Origin of the sequence: Camelimonas lactis (assembly GCF_004342915.1) — a bacterium.
Lineage (GTDB): Bacteria > Pseudomonadota > Alphaproteobacteria > Rhizobiales > Beijerinckiaceae > Camelimonas > Camelimonas lactis.
Genome location: NZ_SLWL01000008.1, coordinates 59,227 through 82,287 on the forward strand (window position 1 = coordinate 59,227; position 23,061 = coordinate 82,287).

At 66.8% G+C, this 23,061-nt stretch carries 20 protein-coding genes and 2 pseudogenes; 18 read left to right on the forward strand and 4 right to left on the reverse strand.

The genetic code is table 11. The features are described from left to right. Positions 1–729 precede the first annotated feature (729 nt). The 10 genes and pseudogenes from EV666_RS10175 to EV666_RS10220 all read left to right on the forward strand — a co-directional run bounded on the left by EV666_RS10175 (position 730) and on the right by EV666_RS10220 (position 10,580). On the forward strand, positions 730–1,032 hold the full coding sequence (locus tag EV666_RS10175) for an urease subunit gamma (RefSeq protein ID WP_132007045.1): 303 nt from the start codon (positions 730–732) through the stop codon (positions 1,030–1,032). A gap of 14 nt (positions 1,033–1,046) precedes the next feature. After that, positions 1,047–1,457, forward strand: coding sequence for an urease subunit beta (locus EV666_RS10180; RefSeq protein ID WP_132007048.1), 411 nt, complete (start codon positions 1,047–1,049; stop codon positions 1,455–1,457). Between the two features lie 120 nt (positions 1,458–1,577). Continuing rightward, positions 1,578–3,296 carry an urease subunit alpha gene (locus tag EV666_RS10185; RefSeq protein WP_132007051.1) on the forward strand — a complete coding sequence of 573 codons (1,719 nt, stop codon included), beginning with the start codon at positions 1,578–1,580 and terminating at the stop codon, positions 3,294–3,296. A gap of 151 nt (positions 3,297–3,447) precedes the next feature. Then, positions 3,448–4,065 (forward strand): annotated as a pseudogene (locus EV666_RS10190) (urease accessory protein UreE); the annotation flags it as partial. Positions 4,066–4,283: 218 nt separating this feature from the next. Beyond that, a complete protein-coding gene (locus EV666_RS10195) occupies positions 4,284–4,964 on the forward strand; it encodes an urease accessory UreF family protein (RefSeq protein WP_132007333.1) in 681 nt (226 codons plus the stop codon). A 38-nt stretch (positions 4,965–5,002) separates the two neighbouring features. Then, positions 5,003–5,665: an urease accessory protein UreG gene (ureG, locus tag EV666_RS10200; RefSeq protein ID WP_132007057.1), complete on the forward strand. Its 663-nt coding sequence runs from the start codon at positions 5,003–5,005 to the stop codon at positions 5,663–5,665. 5 nt (positions 5,666–5,670) lie between these two features. Next, positions 5,671–6,606 (forward strand): urease accessory protein UreD, encoded by a 936-nt coding sequence (locus EV666_RS10205; protein WP_132007060.1) that lies wholly within the window; start codon positions 5,671–5,673, stop codon positions 6,604–6,606. Between the two features lie 215 nt (positions 6,607–6,821). Further along, entirely contained in the window at positions 6,822–7,814 is a 993-nt protein-coding gene (gene yut, locus EV666_RS10210) for an urea transporter (protein ID WP_132007063.1), read from the forward strand. A gap of 95 nt (positions 7,815–7,909) precedes the next feature. After that, complete coding sequence (locus EV666_RS10215) at positions 7,910–9,151, forward strand: ammonium transporter (RefSeq protein ID WP_132007066.1); 1,242 nt, start codon at positions 7,910–7,912, stop codon at positions 9,149–9,151. Positions 9,152–9,344: 193 nt separating this feature from the next. Beyond that, positions 9,345–10,580, forward strand: a complete 1,236-nt coding sequence (locus EV666_RS10220; RefSeq protein WP_132007069.1) for an ArsB/NhaD family transporter — start codon at positions 9,345–9,347, stop codon at positions 10,578–10,580. Between the two features lie 14 nt (positions 10,581–10,594). On the opposite strand, the gene EV666_RS10225 is transcribed toward EV666_RS10220, so the two are convergent. From EV666_RS10225 to EV666_RS10235, 3 genes are read right to left on the reverse strand one after another with little or no spacing between them, the layout of a single operon-like run. Then, positions 10,595–10,978, reverse strand: a complete 384-nt coding sequence (locus EV666_RS10225) for a CrcB family protein (protein WP_132007072.1) — start codon at positions 10,976–10,978, stop codon at positions 10,595–10,597. Between the two features lie 11 nt (positions 10,979–10,989). Then, positions 10,990–11,379, reverse strand: coding sequence for a fluoride efflux transporter FluC (locus tag EV666_RS10230; RefSeq protein ID WP_132007075.1), 390 nt, complete (start codon positions 11,377–11,379; stop codon positions 10,990–10,992). Then, the gene (locus EV666_RS10235; RefSeq protein WP_132007078.1) at positions 11,366–11,884 is read right to left on the reverse strand and encodes a hypothetical protein; all 519 of its coding nucleotides are present in this window, start codon (positions 11,882–11,884) and stop codon (positions 11,366–11,368) included. Before EV666_RS10235 ends, EV666_RS10230 begins: the two co-directional genes overlap by 14 nt. Positions 11,885–11,965: 81 nt before the next feature. Between EV666_RS10235 and EV666_RS10240 the strand changes: the two genes are divergently transcribed. The 8 genes from EV666_RS10240 to EV666_RS10275 all read left to right on the forward strand — a co-directional run bounded on the left by EV666_RS10240 (position 11,966) and on the right by EV666_RS10275 (position 21,377). Further along, on the forward strand, positions 11,966–12,295 hold the full coding sequence (locus EV666_RS10240; protein ID WP_245514346.1) for a YtcA family lipoprotein: 330 nt from the start codon (positions 11,966–11,968) through the stop codon (positions 12,293–12,295). A gap of 3 nt (positions 12,296–12,298) precedes the next feature. After that, positions 12,299–13,348: a multidrug transporter subunit MdtN gene (gene mdtN, locus EV666_RS10245; protein WP_132007081.1), complete on the forward strand. Its 1,050-nt coding sequence runs from the start codon at positions 12,299–12,301 to the stop codon at positions 13,346–13,348. Further along, complete coding sequence (locus EV666_RS10250) at positions 13,332–15,224, forward strand: FUSC family protein (protein WP_132007084.1); 1,893 nt, start codon at positions 13,332–13,334, stop codon at positions 15,222–15,224. The genes mdtN and EV666_RS10250 overlap by 17 nt, the downstream gene beginning before the upstream one ends. 4 nt (positions 15,225–15,228) lie before the next feature. Continuing rightward, positions 15,229–16,773, forward strand: coding sequence for a TolC family protein (locus EV666_RS10255; protein WP_245514347.1), 1,545 nt, complete (start codon positions 15,229–15,231; stop codon positions 16,771–16,773). Between the two features lie 80 nt (positions 16,774–16,853). Further along, entirely contained in the window at positions 16,854–17,975 is a 1,122-nt protein-coding gene (locus EV666_RS10260) for a linear amide C-N hydrolase (RefSeq protein WP_132007087.1), read from the forward strand. Positions 17,976–18,051: 76 nt separating this feature from the next. Continuing rightward, positions 18,052–18,543 carry a hypothetical protein gene (locus EV666_RS10265; RefSeq protein WP_132007090.1) on the forward strand — a complete coding sequence of 164 codons (492 nt, stop codon included), beginning with the start codon at positions 18,052–18,054 and terminating at the stop codon, positions 18,541–18,543. A 113-nt stretch (positions 18,544–18,656) separates the two neighbouring features. Further along, positions 18,657–20,108 carry a H(+)/Cl(-) exchange transporter ClcA gene (clcA, locus tag EV666_RS10270; RefSeq protein ID WP_132007093.1) on the forward strand — a complete coding sequence of 484 codons (1,452 nt, stop codon included), beginning with the start codon at positions 18,657–18,659 and terminating at the stop codon, positions 20,106–20,108. Between the two features lie 282 nt (positions 20,109–20,390). Beyond that, on the forward strand, positions 20,391–21,377 hold the full coding sequence (locus tag EV666_RS10275) for an alpha/beta fold hydrolase (RefSeq protein WP_132007096.1): 987 nt from the start codon (positions 20,391–20,393) through the stop codon (positions 21,375–21,377). Between the two features lie 86 nt (positions 21,378–21,463). Here the strand turns inward: EV666_RS10275 and EV666_RS10280 are convergent. After that, positions 21,464–22,891 (reverse strand): annotated as a pseudogene (locus tag EV666_RS10280) (MFS transporter). Positions 22,892–23,061 lie beyond the last annotated feature (170 nt).

The following is a 23,061-nucleotide window of genomic DNA, read 5'->3' on the forward strand; positions in this document are numbered from 1 at the left end:
GTCCCCGTCAGGATTAACGAAATGGTGAAATTGCGTGCGCGCCGCAACGATCCGCACGGGAAGGCGCCGCCCATTCCTGAAACCGGCCGCCTGCGCGACTGGGACAGGCCAGCCATCGCACGCCTTCCGGCCATCCGCTTTCCCGGCCGTTGGCCCGGCGTGGCGCCGTCAGGCCGCCGTCCTGTCCCGATGGCGCGGTTCCGTGAGGGAACGCGGTCCTGCTCCATGCGTGGGCGACGACGCCTGGTCAAGCGCGAGCGCTCTCCCCGGCGTGTTGCGCCCTTGCTCGCGGGCCCGGGCCCCTGTTCCGCAGAAGTCATCCGCGCGACGGGCGGGCTGTTCAGTATAGCGAAGTTTACGGTTGTCCTGAGGCCGGCGGAATGGGTGTTTTGTTGCGCATTGTTTTAATGAAACAATATGATCTCCCGCGCAATTTGTCATACGCTGCGCCGGGATGGGCGATTTTTCCCGGCCCGGAAGGCCCCCGACGTGGATACACCTGAAATTGACCGGAGGACGGGCGCGCGGGCGTCGCCCGTTGAAAGTCCAAGGATTACAGATGCTAACGACGCGCTTTTCTCCATCTGGCGCGGGCGCGACGTCAAATCCATGATGCGACAGGCAGTTTGACGTTGGCTTTCGGTCATTTGTCTCTGGTAGAGAGCGCTGGCGTGGACCAGAATGCTGAACGCGCGAGGGCGCATGCCCAGGTCGGCAAGGAGGCGGCAGATGCACTTTACCCCCCGGGAAATCGACAAGCTGATGATCTATACGCTCGCCCAGGTGGCGCAGAAGCGTAAGGACAAGGGGCTCAAGCTCAATCATCCCGAGACCGTGTCGTTGATCGCGACCGCCGCCCTGGAGGGCGCGCGCGAGGGCAAGACCGTCGAGGAAGTGATGGAGCTGGCGCGCAAGGCCATTACCCGCGACGACGTCATGGACGGCGTGGTCGAGATGATCCCTTACGTGCAGGTCGAGGCGGTTTTCACGGATGGCAGCCGCCTCATCACCGTTCATGATCCGATCAAGTGACGGGAGCGCCGAAGATGGCCAAGGATGCAAACACCACGCCCGTCGGCGGCCTTGTGCTCGCGTCGGATGATATCGAGATCAACGCCGGTTATCCGACTACGACCCTGAAGGTGCGCAATACCGGCGACCGGCCGGTCCAGGTCGGCTCGCACTTTCACTTCTTTGAAGTGAACGCCTCGCTTGAGTTTGATCGTGAACAGGCGTTTGGCAAGCGGCTCAACATCCCCGCCACCACGGCCCTGCGCTTCGAGCCTGGCGATGAGAAAGAGGTGACGCTGGTGCCCTATCAGGGCAAGCAGCGCGTGCTCGGTTTCAATGGGCTCGTCAACGGCTGGGTCGGTGACGAAAACTACAATGATTACCGGCCGCGCCTGGCCGACGCCATGGAGCGCGTCGCGCGCTACGGCTTCCGCAACAAGTCCTGAGAGGCGCCTCGCGGCGCCGGACATTCCGGCGCGCGACGGCGGCTTTGCGTAACAGCAGCAGATAACAGGCGTTTCCATGGGCCTGCCCTGACGGAAACGCGCCAGAACTGGAGCTCCGGGATGGCGAAGATTTCAAGACGGCAGTACGCCGACCTTTACGGCCCGACGACTGGCGACAAAATCCGTCTGGGCGACACCAATCTGTTTGTCGAGATCGAAAAAGATCTGCGGGTTTATGGTGAAGAAGCTGTCTACGGCGGCGGCAAGACCCTGCGCGACGGCATGGGCTATGACAACGAACTGACCAGCGCCGCCGGCGCGCCGGATCTGGTTATTACCAACGTCACCATCATTGACGGCGTTCAGGGTGTCCTCAAGGCGGATGTGGGCGTCAAGGATGGCCTGATCTGCGGCATCGGCAAGGCGGGCAATCCGGCCATCATGCCGGGGGTGACGCCAGGGCTGGCGCTGGGCGCGGGCACGGACGCCATCTCCGGCGAGCATCTCATTCTCACCGCCGGCGGCATCGACGCGCACGTCCACTTCATTTCGCCGCAGCAGGCGGAAGCGGCGTTGAGCAATGGCGTGACGACCCTGTTCGGCGGCGGCATCGGTCCCTCCGACGGCACCAACGGCACCACCATTACCCCCGGCACGTGGAACATCGAGATGATGCTCCGCTCGTTCGACGGCTGGCCGGTTAACGCTGGCGTGCTCGGCAAGGGCAACTGCTCGGCGCCAGCCCCGATGATCGAGCAGCTGCATGCCGGCGCCATGGGCTTCAAGATCCATGAGGACTGGGGCAGCACCCCGGCGGCCATCCGCGCCTGCCTTGGCGTCGCCGATGAATACGACGTTCAGGTCTGCATCCACACCGACACGCTGAACGAGGCCGGCTTCGTCGAGAACACCATCGCCGCCTTCGAGGGGCGCACCATTCACACCTACCATACGGAAGGCGCTGGCGGCGGCCACGCGCCGGACATCATCCGCGTGGCGGGCGTCTCCAACGTCATTCCCAGCTCGACCAATCCGACCTTGCCTTACGGGATCAACTCCCAGGCCGAATTGTTCGACATGACGATGATCTGTCACAATCTCAGCCCGAAGATCCCCACGGACGTGGCCTTCGCGGAAAGCCGCGTGCGCGTCGAGACGATCGCCGCCGAGAACGTGCTGCACGACATGGGGGCGATCTCGATCCTCTCCAGCGACAGCCAGGCCATGGGTCGGGTCGGTGAGAACTGGGCCCGCGCCATCCAGACCGCGCATCTGATGAAGGCCCGGCGCGGGGCCTACGCGGGCGACGCCTCGGGCAACGACAACGCGCGCGTGCTGCGCTTCGTCTCCAAGGTGACCATCAACCCCGCCATCGCCCAGGGCGTCAGCCAGGTGATCGGCTCGGTCGAGGTCGGCAAGATGGCCGACCTGGTGCTGTGGGATCCGGCCTTCTTCGGCGCCAAGCCGAAAATGGTCATCAAGGGAGGCATGATCTCCTGGGCGCTGATGGGCGATCCCAACGCGTCGCTGCCGACGCCCCAGCCGGTGCGCTACCGGCCGATGTTTGGCGCCATGGGCTCCGCCCTTGCGAAGACGCGCGTGACGTTCACCTCGCATGCTGGTTTCGAGGACGGGATCGCGGAGCGTTATGGGCTGCAGTCGCAGGTCATTCCGGTCTATGGCACGCGCACCATCAGCAAGTCCTCCATGGTTCGCAACGCCACGTTGCCGACCATTGAGGTCAATCCCGAAACCTTCGCGGTGACGGTGGATGGCGAGCATGCGACGATCGAGCCGGCGACCCATCTGCCGTTGACCCAGTTGCACTTCTTCAGCTGAGCCGCCGGCGCTTCCGGCGGGCGGACGCCCTGCCGGAAGCGCTCAATCAACAGGACAGGCTCCGGTCCGGCCGGACCGGTGTTTGCGCCAGCGGCGCGGTCCCATGATCGCCGGCGCGCGATCGCGCCTGCACGGACGTAGCGGAGGAAGCATGATCCTCGTTGAGAAGAAGCTCGGCCATATCAATGATCCGGCCTGGAGCGCGCGCGCCCGGACGGCGCGCATCGACCACCTGGTGCTCGAACAGTGGGAAGCGCCGAAGAACCGCCTGCGCAAGGCCAGCGAGGGCGGCGTCGAGCTGGCGATCTCGCTGCCGCGCTCCGAGCACCTGCATGACGGCGACGTGCTGTACGCCGACGACGCGCAGAACGTCATTGTTGTCGCCCGCGTGGCGCTGAAAGAAGTTCTGGTCATTGAACTGGAGGGGCTGGAAAGCCTGTCTCCGTCGGAAATCCTCCGGGCCAGCTTCGAACTGGGCCACGGCCTCGGCAACCAGCACTGGCCAGCCGTGATCAAGGGCAGCACGGTTTACGTGCCGCTGTCGGTGGACCAGAAGGTCATGGCCTCGGTGATGCGCACCCATGCCTTCGCCCATGTGAGCACGCGTTTCGCGCCGGGGGAGGAGATCGCAGCGAAACTGGACGCCCGCGAGGTGCGGCTGCTGTTCGCCGGCGCAGACGCCACGCCGCATCATCACCACGGCGGCCATGAGCATGCTGAGGGAATGACTCACGCGCACGCCCACAGCCACCAGCACAGCCATGAACATGCGCACGCAGGCGGCGAGCGGCATGCGCACGCCCACAGCCACACGCATGCGCATGAGCATGGTCACGACCACGATCACGCCGGCCACTGCCACGGCGATCAGGACCATGCCCATGCGCACGGTCACGATCATGTTCACGTTCATCCCCACCCCCATCCTCACGCCAGGGAGAGCTGATGTCGGAGGCGAGGTCTGACGGGCTGTCCGCGCCGCGCGACATGACGCATCTGGCGCGACTGCTCCAGTTTTCGGATTCCACCCTGCCGGTCGGCGCCTTCGCCTTCTCGAACGGGCTGGAGTCGGCGTTGCAAACCGGCGTGGTGACCGATCCCGCCAGCCTGCGGGAGTTTGTCGAACTGGCGGTGCGCCAGGCGGCGCGCATGGACGGCGTGGCCTTGCTGCATGCCAGCCGGGCCATGCGGGCGGGGGATTACGGGGCGATCCGCGCCGCTGACGCCGCCCTGTGGAGCCGGCGGGTTGGTGAGGAACAGCAGATGATGCTGGCCCGCATGGGCAAGAAGCTGGCTGAACTGGCGCTGAAGATCAGCGATTTCCCGATGCTGGAGCGCTGGCTGGGCGACATCCGGGCCGGCGCGACGCCCGGTTGCTTTCCCGTCGGCCAGGCCATCGCGCTCGCCCATATGGGGGCGGACGAGGCGGAAACCTTCGTCATGCATCAATATGGCGTGGCTTCGATGATCCTCAGCGCGGCGGTGCGGCTGATGCGGATTGATCATCTCGATACGCAGCGCATCCTGTTTACGACGCAACAGCGCGTGCAGGAGGATTATGAGGCCGTGCGCGATCTGTCGCTGGATGAAATGTCGGTGTTCGCGCCGGTGTTCGACGTGCTGGTGGCGCATCACACGACGACGCACGTCCGGCTGTTCATGAACTGAGGGCCGGCGTCGCGCCGCCCTGCAAGAGGTCAGGCACAATGAAGAAGATCACCCGCATCGGCATTGGCGGTCCCGTCGGCTCCGGCAAGACGGCGATCATCGAAACCATTACGCCGCGCCTGATCGACATGGGCGTCAAGCCGCTGATCATCACCAACGACGTGGTGACCACCGAGGACGCCAAACAGGTGCGCCGCACCCTCAACGGCGTGCTGATCGAGGAAAAGATCGTCGGCGTGGAAACCGGCGCCTGCCCGCACACGGCGGTGCGCGAGGATCCGTCGATGAATATCGCCGCCGTCGAGGAGCTGGAGGAGAAATATCCCGACAGCGACGTCATCATGATCGAGTCCGGCGGCGACAACCTGACCCTGACATTCAGCCCGGCGCTGGCGGATTTCTACATCTACGTCATCGACGTCGCGGCCGGCGACAAGATCCCGCGCAAGAACGGCGCCGGGGTCTGCCAGTCGGATATCCTGGTCATCAACAAGAAGGACCTCGCGCCCTACGTCGGCGCCAGCCTGGAGGTGATGGACCGGGATTCGAAGCTGATGCGCGGCAAGAAGCCGTTCGTCTTCACCAACTGCAAGACCGGCGAGGGCATCGACGACCTCATCGCCCTCATCATGGACATGGCCCTGTTCGACGTGCAGACAACGCCGGCCAGAACGCCCGCGTCGACGCCTGTCGCCGGGTGATGGCCATGACGCTGCACGAGCGCCTGGGCCGGCTCGACGCCGCCCGTGAGGTGCAGGGTTACCAGACCCAGCCCCGGCAGATGCGCGCCGCCGCGCCCGGCAAGGTGGGTGAATTGCGGCTTGGCTTTTCCCTGCGCGACGGGCGCTCGGTGTTGCATGATCTCTACCGGGTGGCGCCGTTGCTGGTGCAGCAGGCGCTGTACTGGGACGAGGCCATGCCGGAGCTGCCGATCTGTCCCATCATTTCGGTGGGCGGCGGGGTGTTGCAGGGCGACCGTTACCGCATCGACATCTCGGTGGAGGCCGGCGCCTGCGCCCAGGTGACGTCGCAGAGCGCCAACCGCATTCACCAGATGGACGCCAACTATGCCTCGCAGCACCAGACGGTGCGCGTGGCCTCCGGCGCCTATCTCGAATACCTGCCGGATTTCACCATTCCCTATAAAGGCTCCCGTTTCATCAACGAAACCGAGGTGACCGTCGCTGAGGACGCCACGGTGCTTTACGGCGAGATGCTGATGAGCGGCCGCAAGCACCACCATGAGGACGAGCGCTTCGGGCTCGACCTGCTATCCATGGCGGTGTCGGTGCGGCGCCCTGGCGGACGGGAGCTGTTCGCCGAGAAGCTGCTGATCGAAAAGGGCGATCCAACGGTGAACTTCGCCGCCGTGATGCGCGGCTTCGACGCCTTCGCCAGCATCATGTGCCTGACGCCGCCGGACGTGGCGGCGCGCATCCGGGAGCGTTTCGGGACGCTGTTCCCGGCGGAGGAGCGGCGCGCCATCGCTGGCGTCAGCCGTCTGCCCAATGGGGCCGGCCTCATGCTGCGGGTGGTGGGCGTTGAAAGTTACGACGTGCGTCAGGAAGTGCGCCGGTTCTGGCGGATCGTTCGTGAGGAAGCGCGCGGGCGCACCTTGCCGGAGGAGTTTTTGTGGCGCTGAGCGGCTGCAGGTTGGCGGCCGCCGGATAAGCGTGGGCGGCGGGGGCCAGACACGTGCGCGAGGACATGTGCGCCGGCTGGTTTCAGAAAGCTGCGCCCAGGGGGCGGCGCGCGACAATGGAGCGGAAGGCGCCGAAGGCGGGATGGGCCGGCTTTCAGGCGACGATTGACGCAAGAGACGTTGTGCGACGCAAGACAACCGGAAAGGGGCGGAGCATGTCGGGAGAGAGAAACGACCCATTAACAGTGTGCCTGCGCGGGGCCAGCCAGGTGTTCTTCATGGAGAACGCCCTGACAGGCGTCCTGTTCTTTGCCGCCGTGGGCTGGGCGTCTTATGCGTCCGGCAATTGGGCGACGGTCATCGGCGCCGCGATTGGCGTGGTGGTGGCGACCCTCACGGCATGGCTGCTGGATTGTGACGGGCCGTCCATCAGGGCCGGCCTGTTTGGCTTTAATGGCGTGCTGGTGGGGGCGGCGTTGCCAACCTTCATCGCGGCGTCTCCCCAGTTGTGGGTCTATGTGATTGTTGGCTCCGCCGCCAGCACCGTGGTGACGGCCGCCTTCAGCGCCACCCTCACCAAAAGCTGGGGCATCCCGGGTTCAACCGGGCCGTTCGTGCTCACCGGCTGGTTGATGGTGGCTGGCGCCTATACATTTGGCGGCCTGCAGGTAACCGGGGATGCGCCGAAGCTCGCCGCGGATTATGTGCAGGGCGCGGTCGCCATTCCTCCCGCGCTGGATCTGGTCCGCATCTTCTTCCGCAATATTGGCCAGGTCTTCCTGCTGGGCAACGAGATCAGCGGCGCGATTATCCTCGCCGGCATTTTCATCGCCTCGGTTCCGGCCGGCGTCGCCACGGCGGCGGGGTCGTTGATCGCCATGGTCGTCGCCATCGGCATGGGGGCCAATCCGGCGACGGTCGCCCAGGGGCTGTATGGCTTCAGCCCGGTGCTGACCGCCCTCGCCGTGGGCGTGATCTTCCTCAATCCGTCCATGAAGGCGGCGCTTTACGCGTTGCTCGCCACGGTCACCTGCGTCTTCGTTCAGGGCGCTTTCGACGTCATCATGCCGCCGTCCGGCCTGCCGTCGTTCACGGCCCCCTATGTGCTGACCATGTACCTGTTCATCGCGCCGAAGTCATTGCTGGCGCCGCATCCGCACCGCCCGGTCAGCGGGCATCCGGTGGGCGACGCGCCCGCCGCCAAATGACCCGACGCGGCGGCTTCCGGGCCGCCGCGCCTCCAGTGCCTTCGGCGGGACTGTCCGGCAGGGCGCTCCCGCCCTTCTGCCAAGGGTAAAAGACCATGCAAGGCATCAATGCAGGCGACACCGCCTTTGTTCTGATGTGCACCGCCCTGGTGTGCATGATGACCCCCGCGCTCGCCCTGTTCTATGGCGGGCTGGTGAAGCAGCGCGACATGCTGTCGATCATGATCCAGAACTTCGTCTGCATGGGCGTGGTCGGGCTGATCTGGGTGTTTGGCGGCTTCAGCCTCGTCTTTGGCCCGGACATTAACGGGGTGATTGGAAACATCTCCACGTATTTCGGCATGTATCACGTCGGCATTGGGCCAAATCCGGCCTATGCGAAGAGCGTGCCGTTCATCATGGTGTTCGCCTACCAGATGATGTTCGCCATCATCACGCCGGCGCTGATGACCGGCGCCTTCGTGGGCCGCTTCCAGTTCGGCGCCTATCTGCTGTTCATCGCGTTCTGGACCGGCCTGGTCTATTTGCCGGCGGCGCACTGGATCTGGGGCGGCGGCTTCCTTGCAAAGATGGGCGTGGTGGATTTCGCCGGCGGCATTGTCATCCACACGGCGGCCGGCTTCTCGGCGCTGGCGACCGCCGCTTATCTGGGCAAACGCAAGCTGGGCGTTGGTGAGAAGGAATCGATGCCGGCCAGCCTGCCGCTCGTGGCGCTGGGCGCGGGCCTGCTCTGGTTCGGCTGGTTTGGCTTCAATGCCGGCGGCGCCTATGCGGCGGATGCGCTGGCGGCCTATGCCTTCACCAACACCATGCTGGCCGGCTCCATCGCCATGCTGGTGTGGATGTTCTGGGAATGGCTCGAAACCCGTCGCCCGTCGTTCTCCGGCGTGCTGGTCGGCGCCGTGGCCGGCCTCGCCACCATCACGCCGGCTTCGGGTTATGTCGAACCCATGGCGGCCCTGCTGATCGGCGCCGCCGGCGCGACGGTCTGCTATTACGCCAGGTATGTGCAGAAATGGCTGAAGATCGATGACACCCTGGAGGTCTGGCGCGCCCATGGCGTTGGCGGCGTCACCGGGGCGTTGCTGATCGGCGTCCTCGCCAGCTCCCACATCAACCAGGTGCAGGCCAGCGCCCATCAGCTTGGCGTTCAGGCGCTCGCCGTGGCGATCGTCGCCGCCTGGGCGGTGATCATCACGCTGGTCCTGCTGAAGGCGCTGGACGCCATGGGCATTCTGCGCGTGCCGGAAGAAGTCCAGCTCGCGGGTCTGGATGTGGCCGAGACCGGCGAGCGCGCTGTCAATCTCTGGAACATGGACAGCAAGCGGGCTGAATGAAGCTGAATGCGGTCGCATCCGCATCCAGAAACGCCCGGACATCGCGTCATGCCGGCGGCGGCGTCGCTCGCCAGCCGGCATGGCGCCCGAAAACCTGCCGCCCGGTCATCGATCCAGCCGGGCGGCGCCGTTTTATTGCGCGTTGCGAAGCCTCACCGGATTGCCAGAACGCGCCCGACCCCAGGAATGCTGGATGAACGTCACCCTCATCATCTTCATCCTGGTTTACGTCGCCATGGCGTTCGGCAAACTGCCGGGTCTGCGGGTGGACCGCACCGGCGCGGCGGTGGTGGGCGCGCTGGCCATGATCGTCTTCGGAGCGATTTCGCCGAAGGGAGCCTGGGAAGCCGTCGACTATCGCACCCTGGGCATGCTGTTTGGCCTCATGGTGGTGTCGACGGCCTTTGTCGTATCGGGTTTCTACGCCTGGCTGGCGCAGCGCGTCGCCATCATGCCGGTCAGTCCGCCCATGCTCCTCGCCATATTGATCGTGGTCGGCGGCGTGCTGGCCGCCGTCCTCACCAAGGACGTGGTGATGGTGGCGATGACGCCGCTGCTCGTGTCCATCACCATGGCCCGCAAGCTCAACCCCGTCCCGTTTCTGCTCGCCTTCTGTTTTGGCGTGAACACCGGATCCGTGGGCATGATCAGCGGCAGCCCGCAGAACATGATCGTCGCCCAGGGGCTTGGCCTGTCCTTCAGCGGCTTCATACGGGTGGCGGCGCTTCCGGCGCTGCTGTCATTTCCTGTCGTGTGGGCCGTGGTCGCCTTCATGTATCGCGGACGCTGGGCGCTGCCGGCGGGTCAGGACGCGCCCCTGCCGCCGGCTGGGACGGTTCCGCCGCTGGACAGATGGGAAACCATCAAGGCCGCCCTGGTTACGCTGGCGGTGATGGCGGCGTTCATCTCCGGTCACTGGCCCCGCGAGATCATCGCGCTCACCGCCGCCGGCGTGCTGCTGCTGAACCGCAAGATCGCCTCGAACGACATGCTCGGCCATGTGGACGGCAATCTGCTTCTGCTGATCATGGGGTTGTTCGTGGTGAACGCCGCGCTTGACCTGACCGGCCTGCCGCAACAATGGCTGCATGATCTGCGCAATGCCGGCGTCGACCTGAACAATCCGGTGACCCTGTGTCTGGTGGGCGGCCTGCTCAGCAACGTAATTGGCAACAATCCGACGGTGATGTTGCTGACGCCGTTCCTGCAACCGGGCGTGGACGCCGATGCGCTCGGCGCGGCGCTGGCTGTCGGAACGGGCTTTTTCAGCAACCTCGTCGTGTTCGGCAGCCTGGCCGGCATCATCGTCGTCGAGCAGGCGGCGCGCTGCGGCGTGCGTGTTTCCTTCATGGAATTCTCGCGCGCCGGCGCCCCGGTCACCGTCTGTTGCCTGGCGATCGCCCTGGCCTGGATCATGTACCTGACGTGAACAGGAGGCCCGGTTCAGGCGGCGCCCCGCAAGCCCAGCCGGTAGCCGGTCCAGACCGCGGCGTAGCCGATCAGCAGGCTCGCGGCCAGGTAGGCGAGGGCGACCGTCATGCCAGTGGCGGAGGCGCCCATCACCACGACGGCGCCGTAAACGAAGCTTGAGAATGTCGACAGGCCGCCCATGACGCCGGTTCCGACCAGCGTATTGACGTCGTCGGTGACAGCGCGGCGCTGGTGCAGGCCGGTGATCAGGCCCAGCAGGAACGAAGCGACGACATTGGCGACGAAAATCGGCATGGGAAAGCCGTCTGACGGATCGGGGACCCCGAGCATGAGAAATTCGCGCCCCAGGGCGCCCAGGGCGCCGCCGATAAAGACGAGGATGATGGCGTTGATCATGGCGACGCTCCTCAACCCTGCCAGCGGGCCAGGCCCGCGCCGCCGGCTGCGGCCAGCAGGCCGGCGACGACAGAGCCGGCGAGATAGGCGATGGCGGTTGTGGCGCGTTGCGCGTTGCTGAGCTTGAGCGCGTCCAGCTGCATGCTGCTGAACGTGGTGTAACCGCCCAGAACGCCGGTCAGCACGCCAGCGTTCAGCGGCGCGCCGAACCGGTCGCGCCAGTCAACGGAGAACAGGACCGACAGGTAGCCAATAACGAAGGCGCCGCTGACATTGATGAGGAATGTGCCGAGGGGGAAGCCGCCGTGGTAGCGTTCGCCCACCAGGCGGCCGATTTGCCAGCGCAACAACGATCCGGCTCCGCCGCCAAGACCGACCCACATGACGTCAAGCGGCCGCATGATTGTTTGCTCCACAGTCAAGTTTACGATAATTCAGGCTCAATTGCTGATATTCTGGCGTCGATAACTCCGCGTTGCTGATCCCATGCGGGGCATAATGAGATTTCCATGAAGAAATCACCCGCATAAATTTATGGTTTCCCGCCGGGTTTGAAGTCAAGTTGTCGCCAGCCGTATTTACGTCCTTGTGATGCGGCGGGCGCCGGCGCGCGACGCCCGTTAATGCTGGCGCCCGCCAAATCGCAGCGGCCATGGCCAGCGTCTGGCGTTGATGGCGGCGCGGGGCCCGCCAGGCGCCGGCATCGGGAAAGCTTCTGGTCATTTTGGCAGGTTTCCCGGTGATCGACTTGTCGCTGGGGCAGGAAATGTCTAAGCACAGCTTTATCTGGTCGTGAGCCCGCTTGCGTCTTTTCCCGGATACAGCATGCTTCAGGATGATCCCTGAGGCGCTGTTGCTCCCCATGGTCGTTCCGGTGGAGGTTTCTTGCCTGTCGTCCAGGATCATCCTCAAGGCATGTGCATGCGGGGCGTCCGTTCTCTCCCGCCGGCCGCATCTGGCCCGGCCTGGCGCGCCATGATGGCGGCGGTGTCCCGCGCACGCCGCATTGGCCCCGGCCGTGGGGCGCGCCGTCTTGCGACGCGATCGACAATCCTGACGCTGGGCGCGGGCTCCATGGCCGGCTGCGCCCCCGGCGCTCCAGGCGCCCCGCTGGGCGCGCCGGCCATTTCGCTGTTCGGCGCTTACTTCCCGGCCTGGCTGCTGTGCGCTTTCATCGGCGTCATTGGCGCCGTGCTGGTGCGCGTCGTGTTCATCCGCGTTGGCCTTGACGACATGTTCCCCGTGCGCCTGCCGGTGTACGTGGCGGTCGCCGTCATCATCGGCCTTCTGGTTTCCTTTTTCGGCTTTGGCAGGTAACGCATGGCGCAGGCGGGCAAGCAGCGCGCGCTGAAGGTCTGGGGAACGCTGGCCGGCCTCATCATCATTGGCGTCGCCGTGCTGGGCAGCGAGCGCTTCCTGCGCCAGGCCGATCGCAATCCGCTGTCGCAGGACGCCAGCCTGAGCGCGGAGACGGTGGCGGTTGCAGCCAGCGTCCCCGGCCGCATCGCCAGCTTCCACGTCGTGGACAACCAGGCGGTAGCCAGGGGCGACCTGCTGTTCACCCTTGAGAAAGAGCCCTACCAGCTGGCGCGCGACCAGGCGGCGGCGGATCTGCGCATCGCGGAGGCGGCGCTGGCGGACAGGCGCCGCGCCGTCGTGGCCGAGCAGAACAACGCCATGATCGCCGATGAACAGATCGCACGGGCAAAATCCAACCTGGCTCTGGCCACGCAGACCCTGGCCCGCCTGACGGCGCTGCGCCCGAAGGGTTATGTCAGCGCCCAGGAGGTGGACACCGCCCGCACCGCGAAGCAGGACGCGGAGGTGAGCCTGCGTCAGGCCATGCGCCAGAAGGATGCGGCGGACGCTTTGGTCGGCGGCCTGACGGCGGCGGCAGCCCTGGTGGACGCCCGCCGGGCGGCGCTGGCGCTGGCGGAGCGGGCGTTGGCCAACACCGAAGTGCGCGCGCCTTTCGCCGGCAAGGTTTCCAGCCTGAACACCGGCATTGGCGCGTATGTGATCCCCGGCCAGTCGGTGTTCACCCTCATCAGTACGGGCGCATGGTTCGCGATCGCGCCGTTCACCGAGACGGAATTGCCGGCGATCCGCGTTGGCGACTGCGCCGTCGTTTACGCCCTGTCCGACCGCAAGCGGATGATCCGCGGCCGGGTGGAGAGCATCAGCTGGGGCGTGGCGTCGGAGGATGTGATCCGCATTCCCCGCGGCCTGCCAGTGACGCCCAGGAGCCTCGACTGGGTGCGCATCGCCCAACGTTTCCCGGTCCGTATCCGGCTCATCGATCCGCCCGACGATCTGATGCGCGTCGGCGCTTCCGCGACCGCGATGGTGCACCATGGCGACGGCTGCTGACGCCCCGTGGCGGATGATCGCCCGGCAGGTCTGGAGCGATCTTCAACCGTTCGAGGGGCGCCTCGGCCTCACCTGGCGCGTGGCGTTGCTTTGCGCCATCACCGCCGCCGTGGCGATGATGCACCGGATCCCGGAATCAGCCATCAGCTGCTATCTGATCATCTTTCTGATGCGGCCCAACGGCGCCGAGTGCGTCGGCCAGGCCATCGGCCTGATCATTCTGGCCACCCTTGTGGTGTTCGGCATGGCGCCGCTGATCCAGGCGCTGGCGGAGACGCCGTTGCTGCGCCTGGCGGTGATCGCCGGGGCGACGTTTCTTTTTCTGTTCCTGAGTTCGGCGTCGCAGCTTGGCGAGATCGGCGCCATCATCGGTCTGGTCATCGCCTTTATCCTGACCATGGTGGATCTGGTTCCGGTCGGCGAGATTGTCACGCGCGGCCTGCTCTATGCCTGGGCGATGGCCTGCATGCCCATGGCGCTGATGATCGGCTTCTGTCTGGTGCTCGGAACCGGCCCGCACACCCTGCTGCGCCGGACGGTGGCGGAACGTCTGGAGGCCGCCGCCGGTTTGCTGGAAACGGGTGACCGGCGCCAGGCGACGGCGCTGCTGGCGGAAGGGCAGGCCGAGGTCGACAAACGGGTGCTGATGACCCGGATTTTTTACACCGCCCCCAAAGCCGAGGCGCAATGGCTGGCGGGCGCCGCCGCCGCCGCCTACCGGTTGCTGCTGGCCGCCGCCGCGGCGCCGGCCGACGCCGGCGGCGACGCCGCGCGCCGCTCCCTGGCTGATGGATGCCGCCGCGCCGCCCTGGCGGTGCGCCGTCGCGCGCCGCTGCCCCTGCCCATGGCGCCGGAGGGCGCAACGGGGGGCGCGCCGGCCCTGGCGGTGATCTGGCGGTCGCTGGCCGGTCTCGCCGCGCCGGACGGCGGCATGGCGACCACCCCGGCGAAGGCTCCGTTCCTGGCGCCTGACGCCTTCACCAACCCGGATCACCAGCGCTACGCCCTCAAAACCACGGCGGCGGCGGTGTTGGCCTATCTGATCTACTCCCTGCTGGACTGGGAGGGCATCGCCACCGCCATGGTCACCTGTTACGTGGCGGCCCTGGGCACCACTGGCGAAACCGCGCACAAGCTGACGTTGCGTATTGTCGGCTGCCTGATCGGCGCGCTGATGGGCATTCTGGCGATCCTGTTCGTCATGCCGCATCTCACCTCCGTGGGGGGGCTGATGGCGCTGGTGTTCTGCGCCATCCTGCCTGCCGCCTGGGTGTCGACAGGAAACGAGCGGATTTCCTATGGCGGCGTGCAGATTGGCCTCGCGTTCCTGCTCACCGTTCTCAACGGCTTCGGTCCCAGCCTCGACATGGGGTCGGCGCGGGACCGGATTATCGGCATCCTGCTCGGCAACACGCTGGTGTTCATCATGTTCACTAACTTCTGGCCCAGGAGTGCGGCCGTGGAAGTCCGCCGTCGCCTCTCGGGCGCGCTGGAGGCGCTCGCCCGTCTGGCGGCCCTGGCTCCCGCCGCCCGGGTCGACGCCGTGAATGACATCGCCGCTGTCGCCACGGATACGGCCGCGGCCAAAATGGCGCTGGACATGACGCCGTTCGAACCGCGCGGCCAGAGCCCGGCCCCAGCCGAGTTGCGTCGCCTGTACGGGGTGATCGATGAAATTGTCGCCCTGCTGCCGGCCGTGACCTTCAGCGACCGGCCGCACGATGACGAGGCCCGCCTGTTCCGGAGCGCCGCCGCGACGTTCGAGCCGGAACGGGACCCGGCGTTGACCCCGGCGCCGGCCGCCGTCATGACGGACAGTGATGCGCCTGACACGCTGGCGCGGGCGCGCCACATCACGCAGCTTGCCGCCGGATGAGAACATGACGTTACAGAACGCCTGCTGGCTCATCATGAAACGCATGAACCGCCACCTGCGGTCGGGCCTGCTGATCGCGGCGGCCGGCAGCCTGGCGGCCTGCGCCACCAGCGCGCTGGAGAATGCGCCGGAACATCCCGCCGCGCCCTGGAAGCCAAAGGACGGGCAGGCGGCGGAAGCGCCTGGCGGCGCGCCGTCGTTCAGCGTCACGCCACAGCCGGAGGTGGCCGCGCTGGAGGCGACGCCGGATATTTCGTCCAGGCGGGCCCATGACCTGCCGGAGCTGATTGACATCGCCCAGAGCCGCAACCCGGCAACGCGCCTCGCATGGCAGCAGGCGCGTCAGGCGGCGTTGTCGGAAGGCATGGTTGCGGCGACCTATCTGCCGGTGATTTCCGCCAGCGTCATTGGCGGGCGCCAGCGGGTGGGGAGTAGCGCCGACGCCGCCCTGCCGGGCCTGCGCGACCCCAGCGCCACTGTCGGCGGCGTCACGCCGATGGTCACGCTGCAATGGCTGCTGTTCGATTTTGGCCAGCGTCGCGCCCTGCGTGACGCCGCCCGGCACAATTCGGCGGCGGCCAATGTGCTGTTCAACGGCGCGCACCAGAAGATCATCTTCGACGTCACCCGCGCCTATTTCCTCTATGGCGCGGCGCGCAGCCGCGTGCGCATCGCCACGCAAACCCTGGGCAACGGCCAGGCCATCGAAGCCGCCGCCGTCGATCGCATGGAAAAGGGGCTCGGCAACACGGTGGAGGTCGCCCAGGCGAAACAGCAGGTCGCCCAGGCGCGCTTTGGCCTGGTTCAGGCCCAGGGGGCCGAACGCGGCGCCTACCAGGCGCTGCTCGCCGCCATGGGCGTCTCGCCGATGACTCAGATGCAGATCCGCGACGCCAGCGGCCGTGCGCTGTCGGCCAGCTTCCAGGCGCCGACCGACGCCGCCATCCGCGCCGCTTTGGCGCGCCGTCCCGACGTGCTGGCCAGTTACGCGGCGATGAAAGCCAGCCGCGCCGGCGTCGCCGCCGCCCAGTCGGAGTTCATGCCCAAGGTGTTCCTCAGCGCCGTGGCCGCCAGCGGCTCCAACAGCCTGAGCGCCACGGGCCTGCCGACCATTGGCCAGCAGGGCTCCACCACCGGCTTCCTGGTGGGCGCGACCATGCCGATCTACGACGGCGGCCTGCGCGCCGCCCAGTTGCGCAAGGCGGAGGCGCTGGCCGATTCCGGCGAAACCACATTCAACCGGGTGAAGAACGACGCGGTGCGCGAGATCATCGTCGCTACCGACACGTTGCGCTCGGCGCTGGCGTCCTACAAGGCGGCGTCGGCGCTGGCCGATGCGGCGCGGGTTACCTATGACGCGGCGTTCGCGGCCTGGAAGTCTGGCGTCGGCTCCATCACCGCCGCCACCGCCGCCGACAGCGGCCTGCTTGTCGCCCGCCAGGCCCAGGCCGACGCCCACGCCGCCTCGCTGGTCGCCGCCGCCAATCTGGCCTTCGTGCTGGGGGCCATGACGTCGCGCGATACGGCGTCTGGCCTCATGCATCGATGATGGCGCGGAATATGACCATTTTCCTTTTGCCGCGGATCATGTACCGCTTGATATAACAAGGCCGACAGGGGGATTTCTGGATGTGCACGTCGCTTGTCTACAAGGACGCCGCCGGCAAGGCCTACTTCGGCCGGACGCTCGAACTGACGGTGGCCCTGCCTTACCAGCTCGCCGTTTTCCCCAAAGGCGCGCAGTGCGTTTCGGAGGTCGCCGGGCATCCGCCGGTCACGTTTGGGCGGCTGCACGATTTTGTCGCCATCACCATGCCTGGGCGGGCGCCGACGGCAGCGGCGCCGCTGGGGCCGGATGATCTCAAGGTTATCGAGGGCATGAACGACCAGGGGCTGACCTTCAGCCTGCTGTCCTACCCGTCGGCCGGCGGCGCGCAGTCGCTGGACATGACCCGGGCCGCCTTGGCCGCCTCCGATCTGGGCGGCTGGATTCTCGGCAGTTTCGCCACGGTGGCGGAGGTGCGCGCCGGGCTCGGGCGTCAGCCCGTGTTGCTGGAGCCGCTGGCCATGCTCGGCGGCGCCGTGTCGCCGTTCCATTATGTCGCCCACGACCCTTCCGGGGCGGCGCTGGTCATCGAATTCACCAAAGGGGCGATGCGCCTGTTCGACAATCCGGTCGGCGTCATGACCAATGGGCCGGAGTTCGACTGGCACCTCACCAATCTCAACAATTACACCTTCCTGAGCAACGTCGACCGCTCGAGCGCCACCTTCGGCGCCCTGGCGGCGCGGCAGCCGGATTCGGGCATCGCCACCGCTGGCCTGCCGTCTTCCAGCACCTCGGTCGGCCGCTTCGTGCGGGCGACGTATTACGCGCAATACACCGAGAAGGCCGCCAACCCCGACGCGGCGGTGCGGACGCTCGCCCATGTCATGAACAATTTCGACCGCCCACGCGGCGTCTCCATCGATTGCTCCGCCAATGGCGGCGGTCTGGAGGTGCAGGGGCTCAAGGCGGCGGAACCGGAGCCCTATGCAACGGAGTTTACTTCCTGGACCAGCATGAGCGATCTTGATCGCAAGCTGTTTTTTGTGCGCGACTATAACGGCCTCAATTTCGTCAGCGTCGATTTGACGGCGCTGGCGGGCCTTGGTGGCCCATGCGTGCTTCCGTTGGCCAGGGTCGCGGATCAGGCGGGCGACGTGAGCGGCCTCCTGCGCGCCGCCGGAAAGGCGCAGCCGCACGCCTGAGCCAGGCCCGCCGGGCCGGAGCTGTCAATTGTCCCCTTCGGGGACTCAGGGACTTCAGGACACAGGGAGAAGAGACTTGAAGAAAACCCCTTTCATCGCCGCCGCGCTTGCCGTCGCGTTCGCCGCTCCAGCTTTTGCCGCTGACCGGCATTTTGAATGTCCTGCGATCAAGGCGGGCGAGGAGCCGGCCGCGGTGAAGGATCTGCGCCTGAGCTTTGGCAAGGAGGACCCGCTGAATGTTCCGGACGCCCTTAACGCCGCCGTCGACCGGTTGCGCAAGGATGGGGCGAACCGCACCCTGGTGATCGACAATCTCATCAGCGCTTACTGCCCGGTGGTCGCCGCCAACAGCGCGCTGACCGACCAGCAGAAAGTGGCCCGCGTGCAGCGTTTCGCCACGATTGTCGTGCCGCTGGTCTATGGGCTGGAAAGCGCCGAGGAAATCATCCTGAACGTGCCGCTGCCGCCGGCGGTGATCGACGCCGTCAATGAGAAGGCGCGCGCGGTCAAGATCTCGCCCGAGGAGTGGGCGGCGGGCGCCGTTGAGCGCGCGCTCGGCGGCAAGTAAGCCCCACGCGGCGGCCCGGAGCACGAACCCCGGGCCATGAAAGGCGGTCCCTGTCGCTGACGACAGGGACCGGGGAAGGCTGCGGCTGGTTTCGGGGGAGGGCGCCGGGCTTTATGGTGGGGTCACAGACATCGCAACAGGCGGACGCTCCTTCGCTGAATGATGCGGCTTCGGTGCGGGGCGCGGGCGTCTACCAGTTTCTTTTCGTGGCGCTGGCGGCGCTGGTTGGCGCTGTCATCGGGCTGATCGGCTCCGCTTTCCACCTTGCCATTGATCATTTGTCCGCCTGGCCGCAATGGCTGGCGACCCGGGTGGAGCCTGACCAGCGCATCTGGTGCACCATGGGCGTGACCATGCTGGCGACGGTGATCAGCGTGATGCTGGTGCGGCGCTTCGCGCCGGAGGCGGGCGGCAGCGGCGTTCAGGAGCTGGAAGGCGCGGTTCAGGGCATTCGCCAGGTGCGCTGGCGCCGGGTGCTGCCGGTGAAATTCGTCGCCGGCATTGCGTCGATTTCTTCTGGCCTCGTGTTGGGGCGCGAAGGTCCCACCATTCACATCGGCGCCGCCGTTTCGGCCGCGGCGGCCGGGGCGACCCGGTGCACCGAGGTGGAGCGGCGCGGCCTGCTGGCCGCCGGCGCCGGGGCGGGCCTTGCCTGCGCCTTCAATGCGCCGCTGGCGGGGGCGCTGTTCGTCGTTGAGGAAACCCGCAAGCAGTTTCCCTATACATTCCGCACATATATGGGCGTGATCGCCGCGGCGATCACGTCGACGATCGTGACCCAGGCGATCGCCGGGAGCCGCATTGATCTGCCGGTGATCGGCCAGCAGGCGCCGCTGGCCAGCCTGCCTGCCTTCGCCCTGCTTGGCGTCGCGCTCGGCGCCATGGGCGTGGCGCTGAACGCGGTCGTGCTCGCGACGCTGGACATGGCCGCCGCCTGCAACAGGCGCGTTCCTTATCTGTGGCCGGCGCTGGTTGGACTTGGCGTCGGCGCCCTGCTGACCGCGGCGCCGCAAACGGTCACCGGCGGCGAAACCGTGATCATGCAATGGGCTGCCCAGACGCCGGCGCTGCCGATGCTGCTGGTGTTCGTCGTCATGCGCTTTGTCACCATGGTCGGCAGCTATTCGGCTGGGGCGCCAGGCGGGGTTTTCGCGCCGATCCTGGCCCTGGCGGTTTGCTCCGGCATGGCGTTCGGCGCCATTGTCGAGCTCACCGTTTCCCAGCTGGGGCTGGGCGGCGCCCTGGGGGACAGCGCCTCGCCGTTGGCTTTCGGCATGGCGGCGATGGCCGCGCTGTTCACCGGCTCGATCCGCTCGCCGCTTGTTGGCGTGGTGCTGGCGCTGGAACTGACCGGCTCCTATGGTCTGACGCTGGCCATGCTGTGCGCCAGCCTGACCGCCAACCTGACGGCGCAGTGGCTCGGCGGTCGTCCCCTGTATGAGCAGCTGCTGGAACGGACATTGCGTCTCGAAGGCAAGGCCCCTTCGCCCAGGCGCGCGGCCGTGGGACTCGCGTCCTGGACGCGGGACAGGCGCGCGCGCAGGCGGGAGCGGGGCAAAGGCTGAGCGCGGGCGTGTTACTTTTTCGCGCGTTATCCTTGCGCCCGCGGGCTTGCGCCTCTCCGGGACGCCCCCGTCGCTGGGCATCGGTTGCATGGGCGCGAAGCTGGCGCTGCTCCTGGCGGCCTCCCGTCGCCTCCCTGTTTTCTCCCCACGTGGGGAGCGATTGTGCGGCAAGGCGTGGACGGGCGCGGTCAGGCGTCCGCCCAGGCGATCATGTATCGCCAGCGCGATTTTCATGTACGGTGTCGCAAAGGCGCGCTCCAGTCGCGCCGGCGGGGAGGAACAATGGTCAGCAGTTCTGGCAATCCGGAATTCCGGATGATCGACGCCAATGGCGTCCGGTTGCGCGCCGCCGTCGCCGGCGAGGGGCCGCTGGTGGTGCTTGTGCACGGCTTTCCGGAAAGCTGGGCGGCATGGCGGCATCAGATCGGCCCTATCGCAGAAGCCGGTTTCAAGGTTTGCGCCATCGATTGCCGGGGCTATGGCGGCAGCGACAGGCCGCACCCGGTGGAGGCCTATGATCTGGAAACGATGACCGCAGATATCGCTGGCGTCGTCGCCGCTGAAGGCGGCGGCGCGCCTGGCGTGCTGATCGGTCACGACTGGGGCGCCCATCTGGTGTGGCATACGGCCCTGCTGCACCCGGACAGGATCAGGGCGGTGGCGGCCCTGTCCGTGCCGTTCCTGGGCGTGGCCGAGCGGGCGCTGATCGATGCGGTGCGGCCAGCCTACGGAGATCGCGGCAAATTCTTCTACCAGGAATATTTCCAGAAAGAGGGCGTCGCGGAAGCGGAGGCCGAACGCGATCTGAACGCCTTTGTGCGCCGGTTCTATTTCTGGTTGTCCGGCGAGGCCCCGGATGGCCTCGGCAACGGTCGCCCCGCCAGCGGCGGCGTGCTCGACGGTCTTCCTGATCCCGATCCATTCCCTGGCTGGATGACGGAGGAAGACATCGCCTATCTGGTCAGCGAATTTCGCCAGAGCGGCCTGCGCGGACCCTTGAACCGCTATCGCAACCAGCATCGCGACGTTGCGTTCCTGACCCCCTGGCGCGGTCAGAAGATCCAGCAGCCTGCGTTCTTCATCGGCGGTGAGCGGGACCTGGTGCTGTCGATGGTTCCGGGCCTCGACATGATCGCCGCCATGCGCCGGAATGTGCCGAACCTTACCGGCGCCGTGATGCTGGAGGGCTGCGGTCACTGGACCCAGCAGGAGCGCCCGCAGGAGGTGACGGCGGCGCTGGTCGGCTGGCTGAAGGGGCTGCCGGCGTAAGAGCGCGAAGGCGCGACGGCGCCCACGCCCTGAGGCCTGGCCGCGCGCCTGCCCATGGGGGTCGCGCGCGGCGGGTTTCCGGCGCCTCATTCGTGCAGCGCCAGCGGGCGGGCGACGTGCTCGAGCGGCCGCCGCTCCGCCGCCACGCCCCAGCGCCATGCGATGACGCCGGCCGCGATCATCAGCGCCGCGCCCAGCAGGTAGCCGCCGAACACGCTGTTGCGCGAGCCGCTTGCGATCAGCACGCCAAACAGCGCCGGCCCGGCCACGCCGCCAAGGCCGGTGCCGATGGCGTAGAACGTGGCGATGGCCAGGGCGCGAATCTCCAGCGGAAAGGTCTCGCTGACGGTGAGATAGGCGGAGCTCGCGGCGGCGGAGGCGAAAAAGAACACGATGACCCAGGCCAGGGTCTGGGTCTGGGCCGTCAGCAGGTTACGCTGGAACAGCAGCCCGGTGATGGCCAGCAGCACCGCCGAGGTGATGTAGGTGAAGGCGATCATCTGCCGGCGGCCAATGGTGTCGAACAGCCGGCCGAGCAGCAGCGGTCCCAGAAAATTTCCGGCGGCGAAGGGCAGGATGTACCAGCCAATGGATGCGGCGGGAACGCCGAAGAAATCCGCCAGCACCAGCGCATAGGTGAAAAAGATCGCGTTGTAGAAAAACGCCTGGGCCGCCATCAGCGCCAGCCCCACGAGGGCCCGGTCGCGGTGGCGCCGGAACAGCACGTCGAACACTTCCCGGATCGGCGTGTGGGTGCGGGAGCGCAGCCGGACCTTCTCCGTGACCGGGGCGAGCGTGTGGCCGCTGGCGATGAAGCGCTGTTCGATGTCGGCGACGATCGCCTCCGCTTCCGCGACGCGGCCATGGGTCATCAGCCAGCGCGGACTTTCCGGCAGCCACATGCGCATGAACAGCACAATGGTTCCCAGGACGGCGCCGAGACCGAAACAGGCGCGCCAGCCCAGTTCGACGCCGAGGATATGCGGGCTCAGCAGCACCACCGAGCCCACCGCCCCCAGCGCCGCGCCGATCCAGAACGAGCCATTGATGACCAGATCGGTCCAGCCGCGCACGCGCGCCGGCGTCAGCTCCTGGATGGTGGAGTTGATGGCGGTGTATTCGCCGCCGATGCCAGCGCCGGTGAGGAAGCGGAACAGGCAAAAGCTCCACAGGTTCCAGGAGAACGCGGTCGCGGCGGTGGCGAACAGGTAGACGGCGAGGGTGATGAAAAACAGCTTCTAGCGGCCGAGCCGGTCGGTCAGCCAGCCGAAAAACAGCGCGCCGAGCACGGCGCCAGTGATGTAGACGCTGCCGGCCATGGCGACGTCCAGGCCAGAGAACTGCATGATGGCGCTCTGGCGCAGCGCCCCCGCCACCGACCCGGCCAGGGTGACTTCGAGGCCATCCAGGATCCAGGTGACGCCGAGGGCCGCCACCGCCAGCGTGTGGAACCGCCCCCATGGCAAACGGTCGAGCCGGGCGGGAATGTCGGTTTCCACGATATCCGCTGTCATGTCTCTCCCCTGTCCACGTTCTGTTATCGGCGGCGCTTCGCGCAGGGCGTGCGTGGACGCAGGCCAGACGTGCGAATTGATCTGCCGACCTGCCCTCCAGCCGCTGGACGGGGATCAGATCACATCGCCCCTGGGCGCGCTGTCTCCAGCTGGGAATTGCGTGATCAAAG